The organism is Pseudomonas parafulva (assembly GCF_002021815.1).
Classification (GTDB): domain Bacteria; phylum Pseudomonadota; class Gammaproteobacteria; order Pseudomonadales; family Pseudomonadaceae; genus Aquipseudomonas; species Aquipseudomonas parafulva_B.
Window position 1 is genome coordinate 2,303,473 of sequence record NZ_CP019952.1, and the last position, 14,227, is coordinate 2,317,699.

Sequence of the window (14,227 nt, forward strand, 5' to 3'; positions counted from 1 at the left end):
GAGCGGCTCCGTGCTATGAGCTTCAAGCTTCCAGCAAAGCGGTGCCGCTTTCAACCGTCAGAAGATGTAGTCGGTGGTCAGGAAACTCGACCGCCGATTGCGGATGATGTCACTGAACAAGGCCTTGTTGTCGTCCTCAAAGCGCGTTGCCACCAGGGTGCGTATGGAAAAGACCCTCAAGGCATCGTGCACCGAAAGAGTACCCTCGGCGCTGTTCTTGCGGCCATTGAACGGATAGGTGTCCGGGCCTCGCTGGCATTGGGTATTGATGTTGATGCGACCGACCTGATTGGCGAAGATGTCGATCAGGCTGCCGACGGTGGCAGGATCGTTGCCGAACAGGCTCAGCTGCTGGCCATAGTCCGAGTCCAGAACGTAGTCGATGACCGTCTGCAGATCGCGGTAAGGGACGATCGGCACAACCGGCCCGAACTGTTCTTCCTGGTACACGCGCATCTGCGCCGACACCGGATACAGCAGGGCTGGATAGAAGAACGAACCCCGGCTGCGCCCCCCGTGTTCGTTGACCACCCGTGCTCCCTTGTCAGTCGCATCGTGCACCAGGCCGTCCAGGTAATCGATCTTGCCGGGTTCAGGCAGCGGTGTCAGGGCGACGCCAGGCTCCCAAGGCATGCCCGGCTTGAGTGTGGCGAGCTTGCGCGTGAACTTGTCGAGAAATGCCTCGACCACATCTTCATGGACGAACAGAATCTTGAGCGCCGTGCAACGCTGGCCGTTGAACGACAACGCGCCGGTCAGGGCCTGCTCGACGGCGTTGTCCAGATCGACCCGGGGCAGCACGATGCCGGGGTTCTTAGCGTCCAGGCCTAGTGCCGCGCGCAGCCGATGGGGCCGTGGGTGCAGCTTCTTGAGATCGCTGGCAGCCTTGTGGGTGCCGATGAAGGCGAAGACGTCTACCTTGCCGCTGGCCATCACTGCGCTGACGGTCTCGCGGCCCTTGCCGTAGATGACATTGATGACACCAGGCGGGAAGCTGTCGCGGAAGGCTTCGAGCAGCGGGCGGATCAGCAGCACACCAAACTTGGCGGGCTTGAACACCACGGTGTTGCCCATGATCAAGGCCGGAATCAGGGTGGTGAAGGTTTCGTTGAGTGGGTAGTTGTACGGACCCATGCACAGCGCCACGCCCAAAGGCGCGCGGCGTATCTGACCCAGGGTGCCCTGCACGAGCTCGAAGCGGCTGGAGCGTCTGTCCAAGTCCTTGAGGGCATTGATGGTTTCATTGATGTAGTCGCAGGTGCGGTCGAATTCCTTTTCCGAATCCGCAAGGTTCTTGCCGATTTCCCACATCAGTAGCTTGACCACGGCCTGACGCTGCTCGCGCATGCGCGCCAGGAACGCTTCCACATGGCCAATGCGCTCTGCTACCCGCATGTTCGGCCATGCTCCGCGCCCCTTGTCATAGGCTTGAACTGCAGCGTCCAGTGCGGTCATGGCCGTGTCGGCGTCGAGCAGCGGAGCGTGGCCCAGCACCACTTGTTGCTCCTGGCCGTTGTCCTTGAGCCAAACGGGGCTACGGACTGTGGCCAACGGTCCGTCCCAATGGCGCAGTTCACCGCCCACAAGGTAGTCACGTTGTTCAAGCGGAGCACCCAGTTGCCACGCTTGAGGAACGTCGGCGGCGTTGGGATAAAGATTGTCGAGCAAGGATTCCATGAAACTGCACCTCACAATGGCCGAGAAGGGTCTAGCACAGTGAAACGGTTCAGCGACGAGCATGCGCCTGACCCGGTCAGAATACCAGCGCACAGCAAGCGCTTTAGCAGTGCGCCGGTCGCCCGGCGCGTGATCACGGTGTCACAGGTCGAGCTCGAATAGACCCTCTGCAGGTTGTTCCAATAGGGATTGCCGGTCCGGCCCTGCATTATCGATCACGGCCAACCGGCGCCAGAACTCCCGGCGCGCTCGCTCGGGGTGGGTGAGGAACGGCTCAGCCTCCAGCAGCGCCCTGAGGTCGCGCCGGTATTGCAGTGGCAAGCGGCGCCACAGCGCAAATTCAGGTGGGCCGGCCTGTTCAAAGAAGTCGGTGTAGTCAGCCTCATTCACCAACAGGTCCACGTCGTGGATTTCGTTGTACGCTTCGATCTGGCTCAGTATCGGCCCAGCCAGCCATCTGCTTTCCAAAGACAGCGGGTCGGCTACATGAACGGGCAGGGCGAAGCCGTCGGGTAGCTGCACGAACTGGTTATCGGTCAGGTCGACGGTGAGCGGCTCCGTTAATTGCGCTAACCCCTGTGGCAACTCGGTCAGCGAGCATCCTGACAGGAACAGCGACCTGATACCTGGATTCAGGCGCAGGTCAGGCGCGGCCACCAGCGGATTCTCACTAAGATCAAGTACGGCCAGGCCGGAGTAACTTTGCAGGGTAGTCTGGTCCGTGGCGTCCCAGGTGATGCGGTTGCGTTCCACATCCAACCAGCGCAGTTGCTGGCCGAAGGCCAGGCGAGGCAGGTGGTCGAAGCGGCAATCGCCAAGTAGTAGCCGCCTGAGATTCGGAAACCGCTGGTGGAAGGCCGCAGGTAGCTGGCTGAGTGCAGAGTTCCCGCGCAGAGACAGGTGCTCGATGTGATTGAAATCATCGGTTAGCGGCAAGCTAGCCAAGTCTTCATGCGTCAGATCCAGCTCGGAGAGTTCGAGGCTGTATAGACGACCGCCGCCATCGAGCACCGTGCGCGACACCCGTTGCCAGGCGTTGATGACAGGGCGCACGGCAAGGTGGCGCTGATGTGGGTGCTGGGGATTAGGGGCGGCCCACTGGGCCAGATCACGACGCAAATTCTCAAGACGGGCTTGCAGGTCACGCAAGCGCTGGGTCGGCGAGCGCATGTCATGTAGGTTGTCTTCGTCATCCCCTTCATTGAGCCAGTCGGCAAACTCTGCGTCGGTCGCAGTGGGAAAAAGACGTCGATAGGCTGCGCTCAACGAGCTGGTCTGACGTGGCGCTGCCGGCAGTGGCTCAAGCGGCTGCCCGCCACGCAACCAGCCTCGTGTGGCCAGGCGCTGGCTGCGCTGCCCATAAAGCCTGGGTGCGAGGGTGGCACGGTTTGCCTTGGCCCATGTCATCACTCGGTGGCGAAGAGAGGCGCCATCCGTATGTTCGATACCCAGCAGGTCGCGACGGGCGCGAGGCAGTGCCTGTTCGATGGCCTGGCAAATATCGATACTCACCATGCCGGGCGCAGGGCGCTCTCCAAGGAATCCTTCATAGCCTTGGCTTGATTTGATCACACGAACGAGCGGACCTACGCCGGTATGAGCCAGGATCGGGCCGTCAGGGTTACCGGCGCGCAATTCCAGACGTATATCGGCGGGCCAGTCCGGCATGGCATCAAGCGCGCTGAATAGCAGACGCTGGGTGTCGGCATTGGCCAGCGCTGGCTGTACGAGCCCCTCCAGCGCCCGCACCAGAGGTAGCTCGCTGTGCACCTGTTCTACCGATTGGCGGATGCTGGCAGGCAGTGTCCCTTCCTGTTCCCAGGCCAGAACTTGGCCAGCCTCCAACCGGCCCAGCAGTTGCCTGGCCAACGGCGGCGTGAGGCACGGGTAGGTCGATAGCAAGCGGTCCACGCCAGGGGCGTGCGACATGCTTGGGCTGTAGCGCTGCTCGAACCACTGCGACGCGTCTTGTGCGTTCATCGAAGGGCATTCGGCGCTAATGCGCAGCCGTTGCAGAACATCCAGTAGCAACGGCGGCGCCGGTTGCCCGCGAAGGTGCAGGTCTCGCAGGCTGTGGGCGTCAATGCCAGTCACATCGCACGCTTGCTGGATGTGCTCTGCTGTAAATGCCTCGAACGGCTCACCCAGGCGCTTTACCAGCGTTGCCAGCGGCCAATCGCCTGGCTGCTCGTGCTGGGCGCGCCAGGCGCCTTGACCATTGTGTTCAAGGGGTGGCTGCCAGGCATCTGCCCGCTCGGGGTGAACGATCTGCCAACGCGACAGTGAAGGCTCCAGCCGCTGCTCATAGAGGTGTCCGTCCATCTTGATGAAGTACCGGCCGTCATGCAGGTACTGGCCCAGCGCGTTGGGCCGCAACTGCGTTGGCAGCGCTTCATTGGAACGGTAGGGGGCCAAGTCCTGGTTCCAGAGCCTGAGTGTGCCATCGCTGCCACGCACCTCTTGCAGCGCCGTACCGCGCAGTTTGCCGAACAGTCGCGGCAACGCGTGTCCTGCTGCGGCGAAACCGCCTAGCAACGCAAGGTTGATCCCAACCGATTCGATGTGCTCTAGCGCCAGATGACGATCGCCGGCTTCCCAGGCTTCATAACCTTCGAACGCTTCGTCCAGGAGCTGGCAAGCAGTGACGGCCAACATGAAGGTGCCCACCGCTGGTACGAAAAAGCTGGCGATGTTGAGCAGGTCCCAGCCGCGACTTTCCCACGTCGCCAGACGTTGGGCCCTGGCATTGGCGTCAAACTGTGCGGTGGGAACGGCGAGCAGACTGGCTTCGTGCTGCAGACGTGCCCAGTGCCGGACATAGCAGTCGCTAAATGGATCCCCCTCAATGGGTTGACGGGCCGGGCGCAGGTCAGCGCCCACGGCGCGTTCCCAGGGGCTATCGAGTGGGGTATTGCCATTCGCGTCCAGGTTTTGCTGCAACATATCGAAGAAGTGGCCGCGTTGGTCTTGGGCTACATACCCTGCGAACGCTTCACGCGCTGCTGGCTCGAGCAGCAAGATGGCCAGCGCTTCATGCACGGCTGCCAGGTCCTTGCAGCTACGCAATGCAGGTTCGTGGCTGGGCAGGTACACACCTAGGCCGGCCTGGCCCAGGTCGATCAGCATGACTTCGTACAGGACGGTGCCGAACAGGCTCAGCCGCCAGCATGGCAAAGGCTCGCCCTGTAACAGGCGGTCAAGGTCATCGCGGGCGCTGCCGCTGATCAAGTGCCTAAGCACAGCCAGATCCGCCGCCATCTGCAGGCGAGCTTTGAACACCTGCAACATGTGCGTTTTTACCGCCGGGCTGTCGAAATACCTTTGCAGATGAGCCTGGTAGGCACTTCCCAAATCCAGCGCTCGCATCATGACGGCGAAAGCGGCTGGCGTGAGGGGCAACGCAGTTACATGGTAGCGTTCCGAGTCGATGGAAAATTGTGCATTCGGCACTTGCATGCCAATCGGCGCGGTGCCTGTCACCCTGACGGGCGTGATGTGAATATCCTTGGTCAGGGCGATTGCACTCTGGGAAGAGAAAACTTCATCCTCGGCAAAGTTCTGCAGTGCTGCCCTTACGATGTTTTCCCGTTGGTGGCTATAAACATAGCGCAGGCCGACCCATCGCCAGGTTTGCTCGACGCGCAGCAACTCGCAGGCTTTCAAGTCCACATTCAAACCTTGCGCCTGCAAGCCCTGCTGCACGGCACGCTCTGCGAATTCTGCAACTTGTTCCAGGCCGCGCATCGCTCGACCCAGCGCTGCCTGCGCGTTGATCAATCGCCGATGACTGGCGGCAACACTTTCCCTCAGATCCGGTGGGGCATTGCAGAACCAGTCTTGGGTTTCCCAAGGGGGTTGTTGCGTGTGCTTGAGGGCCTGCCATTGACGCGCGGTGGCCCGTGCAGCCCAATGTGGCAAAGTTGTCGGTGACACTGAGTTGCTTTCAGACATGTGGCGCGAGCTCCTTTTGTTGAGGCGCTATCACACGTCACGGGGTATTTGATGCGGTGGTACTCGGTTATTGCCAGGCGCTATAACTCATAGCTTGTCCCAATCGGGACCAGGCTGCTCCGTGGATTATTGGCGCCATAAAACATATGGCTTTTATAGAGGCTCGCTACTTGCCAAACACTTTGATAGCACCTTAAATTGTTACTGAATATGAAATCTCAAGTAATGCAATGCTCTATTAATCAATAGGTTAGCAGTGCTTCGGCTTTTTTATATGTCTGCAAGAACGCAAAACCTACAGTGGACGTCGAACCTGATGAAACAGACGCTCTGGGCAGTGGCTCGTCGCTCACTGTCACCCTCCCAGCGATATCGGTTACGGCACTTGGCAACCCAGGCACGTGAGATTGCCGCCCGTGCCTGTGTCTGGCGTTGGGAAATTAGTCGGTTTCGCCTACAACACGAAAGTGCCCATGACATCCTTTATGTGGGCCGTAAACAGCAACGCGACATGGCGAAGTTGCTGATGACCGGACTGTCCAGCCCCCTTACTGAAGTGATCAGTCCAGGGCCAACCGCACGACGTCCAGTAGTGATGGTGAGCGAAGTTCCTACAGCGGGTGCTCTGACGGTGCCTCACTACGTGAGTGCTGTCGTGCCGTTGGGGCGCCCCCTAGACGACATAACCGCGCGCTATGACAGCGAGTTGCGCCGCAGCATTCGCAAACACCGGCCCCTTTACCACATGCGCCAGGCGGTGTCTGACGAGGACATCGAGATGGCAGACCGGGAGTTCCTGCGCCCCTATGCCACAGCCCGCAAGGGCCTTCTTGCGTCGCACATACCGACCGATGAAGTCTTCAGGATCGCCAGGCAGGTCGGCAGGCTCGACCTCATCGTCCAGGGTGATCACGTGATCGGTTGTCACCTGGGTTGTGAAGTGGTTCGCGACGGCAAGCGCTACTGGAGCACTTTGCGTTTCGGCTATTGCGAAGCAGTGTTCTCCGATGCCAAGCGTCTGCGTGAAGTCAACTCGATTACGACTTACATGGCGCTGGAGTGGGCGCTTGGGCAGGGCTTCGATTACTACGACATTGGCCTGTGTCTGGCACGGCCCGACGACGGGCTGTTGAAGTGGAAGCGTCGAAGAGGCGGCGACATCGACTCGCTTGGCAACCATGCCCACCTCTTTGTGCGCCTGCCCAAATCCGGCATCGCCCACTTTCTATGGGAGACGCCATTGTTCGCAGTCGAAAGTGACAAGCTTACGCTGCACCTTGGCGTGCCTGACGGCGCGAGCGAGCAGGCGCTGGCCAGCCGTTATCACGAAATGGTCTTCGGCGGGCTCAGCAAGATCTACTTGTATGGTGCCGCGGGGGCGGGCGATCAGCTGGTCACGGCGCTCAAGCAGCGGTATGCAGGCCTGCCATCAGCGCCGGCAATGGAGATCATCACCTGTACCTGAGTGCGGTACAGGCAACGCACGGGCCAAGCGGCCACCTTAATCGACAATTTCGCGTGGAGACGTTCAATGGCAGGTGATAGCTTGCAGCCCAGCACTTTGCCCGCGGCCCCTTCGTCGCGCTCATGGACCCTGGCTGCTTATCAGTACATGTTGCGAAAGCGCCTGCTCAGGCAGGCCTCGCCAGATATCAGGAGCATTGCCGAGCGTTCGTGGGACATTGCGCCGGGTGAAATGTCCATTACCCCGCCCGCGATATTTTTGCCAGGCCAGCTCGAGCGCGTCACGGGCTGGGAAGGCAAGCGGTTCTATCCCTTCGTGCACCCGCGCTCGACCATGGAAGGCGGCATCCGGACCGCGCATGGGCCGACCCGCGGCTATTTGTGCAGGGACGTGTGGCTGATCGACGGCGCGTTGTACAAGGGCAAGGCTGCCCAGTGGCTGTCGCACCGGCATAGCGCGTTCGCGCCCCTGAGCGTTGAGCATGAGATCGATCGCGGGGCGATCTACTGCACGCATAACGGCAATGCGTGGTTCGGCACCTGGTTGATGGAGGATTGCCCGACCTACGCGCTGGCCTGCAACGAGGGCATGCCCGTCACCACCGCGCCCTCCGTGAAATACCCGATCTTCGCCCAGGCCCCTGCCTATGAAGCATGGCTTGGCATGCAGCCGCATCGCCTGCGCACGGCGTTCTTCCGCGAGCTGGTGCTGTTCGATGACCAGAGCAATAACCGTGACCGTCATGCCCGGTATCGGGCAATGGGCGACAAGCTTCGTGCGCATGTGGCCCACGCCTCGCACCCAGGCGTATTTCTGCTGCGCGGCGGCGACGGCGACCTGCGCCTGCTGCGCAACGAACTGGCACTGGCTGAACACTTGCGCCTCACCCGGGGGTTTCGCGTCGTCGATCCGTTGAAAAGCGACGTGCCTTCGATCGTCGCAGCCTGCGCCGGGGCGCATGTGGTCATCGGGGTGGAGGGGAGCCAATTGGTTCACGGCGTGAACGTGCTGGAGGCGGGCGGGTGCCTGCTGACCCTGCAGCCGCCGAACCGCTTCGTCAGCTACTACAAGTACCTCACCGACCGCGACCATCAGCACTTCGGTTTCGTGGTTGGCTTGCCCGACGGGGAGGGCTTTCGTATCGATATCCAGGAAGTGGAGCGAACGCTGGACCTGTTCCCGTCTCCGGCGGTGTAGTATAGGCCGATTCCAAGGGATGGGGGCAAAGCGACGATGCTTGAGGTATCTCGGTTCTGGCGTGATCCGGCACTGCCCTTCGTCGAGGCGCGTGTGGTGGGAGACGGGCGCCAGGTGTGCCACGCATTCCACTCCCACGAGAGCTTTTCGCTCGGGGTGATCACCGGCGGGCGCAGTACTTACGTCAGCGGTAACCAACAGTTCGAGGTTGCGGCCGGCAGCACCGTGTTAATCAATCCGGGCGTGATTCACGCGTGCAATCCTGTGTCGGGTCTGCCGTGGTCATACATCATGCTGTTCATCGACACGCCGTGGCTGGCATCGGTAGGTTTTACCTGGCCGAGCCAACGATACAGCGCAGCCCCAGGCCTGTATCAGCAGGTGCTATCGGTATGCGCCACGCTGTTTGACCCCGATGCGGCCGAGCGTGAGCAAGGCCTTATATCGATGCTGTGCGACCTGCCCAGCTTCCTCGACCATGAACCGGCGCCTGAGGCTGCGCTCAACCCGCGCCTTGAGGCGGCCGCAGCGTTCATCCGCGCCCACCGAAGCGATCCGCTAACGCTACAAGACATTGCCACGGCATGCGGCTTGTCGCGTGCCTACCTGATCCGTGCCTTTGGCAAGCGCTTCGGCCTGACGCCGCACGGTTACCTGCTCGATCAGCGTGTGCAACTGGCCCGGTCGCACTTGCGCCACGGGCAATCGATCGCCGAGGCAGCCCAGCACGCGGGCTTTGCCGATCAGTCGCACTTGCAGCGGGCATTCAAGCGGCATCTGGCGGCCACCCCCGGGCATTATCGGTAAGCCGCAGAGTCTATATGACCAGCCCTACTGCGCTGGCGATCAACAACGCAGCAAGCGTACGATTCAATAGGCGCAGCGGGCGCGGGCTCTGCAGGTGCCGCCCTGCAACGCTGCCCGCCCAAGCCCAGCAGGCCACGGACACGAAGCATATCGGTGCGTATATCCCTGTAAAGATCCACAACGCCTGTTGCTCGCCTGCTGCATAGGCGCCCACCCCGGCCACTGCGGCAAGCCACGCCTTGGGGTTCAACCACTGCATGGTTGCCCCGCACCAGGCTGAAGGGGGCGCGCAGGTATGAGTGGCGCCCAGTGCGCCGTCGTCGCTGGCGAGTCGCAAGGCCATGTAAAGCAGAAACAGCACGCCCCCGGCCTGGAGCACACCCTGTAGCGGCGCCCAATGTGCCAGTAGCTGATGCAGGCCGTTGCCCACCAGCAGCAGGAGCGCGCAAAAACCCAGTGTCGCGCCTGCTGCGTGGCTCAGGCTGGCGGGAAGGCCGTGCCGAACGCCGCTGGCCAGGGCCACTACATTAACCGGGCCTGGCGAAATGGAGGCCGCCAGTGCGAAGGCGGCCATGGACAATGCTAGATTCATGGCAAAGTACTCACGGGTGATGTGCCGGGCATCATCCAGCCACAACGTCAGTCCGGTATTGAACAAAAGTGCCCACCCGGCGCCGGTGAACGCACCGGCTGCACACGGGCATAGGTTGCTAACGGTTTGTAATAGTTTTGCGCTTACCGGAAAACCTGCTGTGCTTGTAGGATCATCTTCCCTAATTGTTATTCAGGTCACTATGAGCACCTTCGCGGAGCCTCCCAGTCCCCGGCCTTGCTGGCCACATCGTTCAATCCCCTCAATCTCTACGAGTATTCGCTAATGGAATGGCTGGCTGATCCGACGGCCTGGCTAGGCCTGCTCACGCTTATCGTCCTGGAATTGGTATTGGGTATCGACAACCTGGTATTCATCGCCATTCTGGCTGACAAGCTTCCCCCTCATCAGCGCGACCGCGCCCGCATCATTGGCCTGAGCCTGGCGCTGATCATGCGCCTGGGTCTGCTGGCGAGTATTTCCTGGATGGTCACGCTTACGGCGCCATTGTTCGAGGTGTTCGACAAGAGTTTCTCGGGGCGCGACCTGATCATGCTCTTTGGTGGTGTGTTCCTGCTGTTCAAAGCGACCATGGAATTGCATGAGCGGCTCGAGGGCCATGTCGCCCAGACCAGCGGCCCGGTACGTCACGCGGCCTTCTGGCCAATCGTTGCGCAGATCGTGGTGCTCGATGCGGTCTTCTCTCTGGATGCGGTGATCACCGCCGTGGGCATGGTCGAACACCTGTCCATCATGATGATCGCGGTGATTTTCTCCATCGGTATCATGATCGTGGCCAGCAAGCCGCTGACCCGGTTCGTCAATGCCCACCCGACGGTCATCATGTTGTGCCTGGGCTTTTTGATGATGATCGGTTTCAGCCTGACCGCAGAAGGCCTGGGCTTCCACATCCCCAAAGGCTATCTGTATGCAGCGATCGGCTTCTCGATTCTGATCGAGCTGTTCAATCAGCTGGCCAGGGCGCGGCGCAAGCGCAGCCTGCAGCAGCATCGGCCTTTGCGTGAGCGTACGGCGCATGCGGTATTGCGTCTGCTCGGCGGTCGTCGCGTCGAAGCTGACGAAATCGGGGAAGAGATCGCCGACATGGTAGAGGGCAATGGCGAACAGGTGCTGTTCGATCGCCGCGAGCGGGTCATGATCAGCGGCGTGCTGAACTTGGCCGAGCGCCCGATCCGGACAGTCATGACCGTGCGCTCGGAAGTCGACGTGATCGATCTGGCTCAACCGCCCGACGCCATCACACACGCATTGATCAGTTCGCCTTACTCGCGGCTGCCGCTGATTCGTGATGGTCGGGTGGACGAGCCATTAGGCTTCGTGCACAAGAAAGAAATGCTCAAGGAACTGCTGTCGGGCAATCAGCCTGACCTGGAGGGCATGGCCCGCGCCCCGTTGAACCTGCTGGACAGCTTCAGCATCCTTAACGCCCTGGAACAGATGCGCAACCAGTCCACCCATATTGCTTTCGTGGTCAACGAGTTCGGGGATTTCACAGGCGTGCTGACCATGACCGATATTCTCGAATCCATCGCCGGTGAGCTACCTGACGCCAGTGAAGTCGAAGGGCCTGGGATCATTCAGGACAGCGAGGGCTTTGTCGTCAGTGGCGCAGTGAACCTGACCCAGGTGCAGGCTCGAACGGGCTTCGCTGCTCGTGCGACCGAGGACTACCAGACCCTGGCGGGCCTGGTGATGAGCTTGCTCGATCGCCTTCCGGTGGTAGGCGATCGTATTGCCTGGAACGGCTGGACGCTAATCGTCGAGGCTGTGGAAGAGCGCCGGGTACGTCAGGTGCGGCTTAAACCGAACGCCGACGGTGACGCAGCATGTGCTTGAACCCTTCGATGACCAGCACCACTACCGCAGCCCAGATGGGCAGGTAAGTGAGCCATTGGTCTGGACCGATGGTTTCGCCCAACAGCAAGGCTACGCCGACCAGCAGGACCGGCTCGACGTAGCTGAGCAGTCCAAACAGGCTAAACGGCAATAGTCTGCTGGCCAGGACATAAGCGATCAACGCGGACGCGCTGATCGCTCCCAGCACGGGGATCAGTACATAAAGGCCTGGATGGGCCTGCATGTCGGCGTTGGAGAGCGGCCCTTGCACCACGAAATAGATGGCCCAAGGCAACAGCAGGCACATGTCGCACCACAGCCCGCCTAGATGATCCGTGCCGCAGCGGCGCCTCAGCACGAAATAGATCGGGTAGCCGATAACCACCACCAGGGTTTCCCAGGCGAAACTGCCGTGCTGATACAGTTCATGGCCCACCCCAAGCGCTGCACAGCCCACTGCAATCTTCTGCAAGTGCGACAATCGTTCGCCGTAGACCAATCGGCCCGTGAGCACCATGGCCAGGGGCAACATGAAGTAACCCATCGACACTTCCAGGCTGCGTCCATGCAGCGGCGCCCACAGAAACAGCCACAGTTGCACGCCCATCAGCCAGGACGTACCCACCATACCCAGCAGCAGCCGGGGTGTACGTCTCACCCTGCGCAGCAATTCGCCCACCCTTGCCCAGTCCTTGGACACCAGCATGAACAGCGTCAGGCAAGGCAGAGTGAGCAGCGTGCGCCAACCGAAGATTTCCTCGCCGTCCAGTGGCTTGAGCAGCGATGTATAAAAGTACATCACGGCGAACAGGCAGGACGCCATGACCGATGTAACAATCCCTTTTGACACAAGTGCCTCGTATACAGGAGATGAGCGTTGAGATCAGCCGCGCATGATCTCAGGGGGCGTGCTTTGCGGCAACCGCGAAGCGGCAGGCTGCGCCGCCAGCGTCTGCAGAAACTCGGCGGCAGGCATGGGCTTGGCGTAAAGATAACCCTGCTGGAAGTGAACCCCGTGTTGCTCGAGGTAATCGCGCTGAACTAGCGTTTCGACGCCTTCGGCCACGATGCCGAGCCCCAACTTGACCGATAGTTCGATGATGGTTTCGAGAACGGCAACGGACAACGCGTCCCCGCCGATCAGCGCAACGAAGCTCTGATCTATCTTCAGGTAATCCACCTTGAATTGCCTGAGGTAATTGAGGCTCGACTGGCCCGTGCCGAAATCATCGAGGGCGATCATTACGCCGATCTCATGCAACTGCTCAAACAACTCAAGCGTCGTGGGCGAGGGTTCGAGCAACTTGCGTTCGGTCAACTCCAGCGTGAGGATGACCCGACCCGGTGGGAAGTGGGCCAGGAATGCGCGGCAATCATCCAAAAGCTCAAGGCTGCGGCAGTGGTCGGCCGTGATGTTGATGCCGATGTGGAATCCGTCATCCATCAGGGCGGCGTAGGGCGCCAGGCTGCTCGCCGTGTGCTTGATCAGCGAACGGGTCATCGCCACGATCTGGCCGCTGTGCTCGGCATAGGGAATGAACAGGTCGGGCCTTACCAGCCCTTCGCTCGGGTGATTCCAGCGCATGAGCACTTCGGCACCGGCCCAGCGGTAGTCCCCTCGACGAACCACCGGTTGGAAATAGGGCAGGAACTCGTCGGCTTCCAGCGCCCTGCGCAGTTCGGCACGCGGCGAGGTAGCCCGCCTGACCTGCCAGTGGCAGGCAACGCCGGCAAGAACGCCCAGCACTGCCAGCAAGCCTAGAAGCGCCAGATAGTGACTGCGCCAAAGCCGGCTCGACTGCGGCGCCATGTAGCCGCCTTCAACGCTAAACGGATAGTGTGCAGACGCGATGAATACAGGGGCGCTTATCGCAACCGGGGCTGGACCCTGGTGCACAATGCCGTCTCGGCCCATCCAGGCGCTTCCCACGCGCAGGTACAGCGCATGGCCTGCACCGAGCAGTCGCAGCGCCATCAGCAGATGATCGCCATCGACCGTGGTGATCGCCGCACGGTCTTTGTCACTGGCGCGATAGATCAGCAGCGGGTGCCCAGGTGTAACGGAATTACCGTCCATCAACCACAGGTGCCCATCGACATAGTCGCTGGCTGTCACTGGTTCATCGAACGCGCCGAACAATGAACTGCAGTACAGCCGATCTTGCTTGACCAGGTTGGTCGAGCGAATGAAGGCGTTACGGGTGACTTCGCCACGTAACAGCAGCTGCGCCTCGGCGCAAGGGGTACCCGCCAAGGGCAGCAACGCGATCGCAGTACGTGAGGCCCCATCGAGGATGCGCTCGACGTGCTCGATGACCTGCTGGGCAGACGCTCGGCTGCCAGCTTGCAGATCACGCTCGATCTGCCAGTTCATCACGGCGATGCCGCATGCGATAGGGAATGCGCCGACCATCCAAGGCAGCAGGGTTCGCCAGCCGAAGCCTGAGCGCGATTTTCTAGAAAGGGGCATAGTGGCAACTAATCTAGGGAGACGCTACAAAGCATAGCCCCGTGCCCAGGGGCGAGGAACAAATACGGGACAAAGCAAATTACGCTGTGTAGAATCGATTTACGAAAAAAACAATAAGGCTCCTTTGTTTCGGAGGAGTCACACCTGCTGAGTACGGGTCCTATGACATACCCTGGCTTCAGATTGATCATCGGCGACTTCCTCGCGCGCA

Annotated in this window: 9 protein-coding genes; 4 read left to right on the forward strand and 5 right to left on the reverse strand. The window is 60.8% G+C overall.

Translation table 11 applies throughout. The annotated features are described in order from the left end of the window. Nucleotides 1-57: 57 nt before the first annotated feature. Nucleotides 58-1,677, reverse strand: a complete 1,620-nt coding sequence (locus B2J77_RS10455) for an NADP-dependent glyceraldehyde-3-phosphate dehydrogenase (protein WP_058637767.1) — start codon at nt 1,675-1,677, stop codon at nt 58-60. A 141-nt stretch (nt 1,678-1,818) separates the two neighbouring features. Next, nucleotides 1,819-5,628, reverse strand: coding sequence for a dermonecrotic toxin domain-containing protein (locus B2J77_RS10460; protein ID WP_078478584.1), 3,810 nt, complete (start codon nt 5,626-5,628; stop codon nt 1,819-1,821). Between the two features lie 316 nt (nt 5,629-5,944). Here B2J77_RS10460 and B2J77_RS10465 point away from each other — a divergent pair, with 316 nt between their 5' ends. The 3 genes from B2J77_RS10465 to B2J77_RS10475 all read left to right on the forward strand — a co-directional run bounded on the left by B2J77_RS10465 (nt 5,945) and on the right by B2J77_RS10475 (nt 9,097). Further along, on the forward strand, nt 5,945-7,093 hold the full coding sequence (locus B2J77_RS10465; protein ID WP_078478585.1) for a hypothetical protein: 1,149 nt from the start codon (nt 5,945-5,947) through the stop codon (nt 7,091-7,093). A gap of 66 nt (nt 7,094-7,159) precedes the next feature. Further along, nucleotides 7,160-8,290: a glycosyltransferase 61 family protein gene (locus tag B2J77_RS10470; RefSeq protein ID WP_078478586.1), complete on the forward strand. Its 1,131-nt coding sequence runs from the start codon at nt 7,160-7,162 to the stop codon at nt 8,288-8,290. A 36-nt stretch (nt 8,291-8,326) separates the two neighbouring features. Then, a complete protein-coding gene (locus tag B2J77_RS10475; RefSeq protein WP_058637764.1) occupies nt 8,327-9,097 on the forward strand; it encodes a helix-turn-helix domain-containing protein in 771 nt (256 codons plus the stop codon). 10 nt (nt 9,098-9,107) lie between these two features. On the opposite strand, the gene B2J77_RS10480 is transcribed toward B2J77_RS10475, so the two are convergent. Then, a complete protein-coding gene (locus tag B2J77_RS10480; protein ID WP_078479418.1) occupies nt 9,108-9,689 on the reverse strand; it encodes a LysE family translocator in 582 nt (193 codons plus the stop codon). Between the two features lie 285 nt (nt 9,690-9,974). On the opposite strand from B2J77_RS10480, the gene B2J77_RS10485 reads away from it, so the two are divergent. After that, nucleotides 9,975-11,546 (forward strand): TerC family protein, encoded by a 1,572-nt coding sequence (locus B2J77_RS10485; RefSeq protein ID WP_058637763.1) that lies wholly within the window; start codon nt 9,975-9,977, stop codon nt 11,544-11,546. Here the strand turns inward: B2J77_RS10485 and rarD are convergent. After that, the gene (gene rarD, locus B2J77_RS10490) at nt 11,509-12,396 is read right to left on the reverse strand and encodes an EamA family transporter RarD (protein WP_078478587.1); all 888 of its coding nucleotides are present in this window, start codon (nt 12,394-12,396) and stop codon (nt 11,509-11,511) included. The two genes, B2J77_RS10485 and rarD, sit on opposite strands and share 38 nt — an antisense overlap. Nucleotides 12,397-12,429: 33 nt before the next feature. Beyond that, the gene (locus B2J77_RS10495) at nt 12,430-14,016 is read right to left on the reverse strand and encodes an EAL domain-containing protein (protein WP_078478588.1); all 1,587 of its coding nucleotides are present in this window, start codon (nt 14,014-14,016) and stop codon (nt 12,430-12,432) included. Between the last annotated feature and the right edge of the window lie 211 nt (nt 14,017-14,227).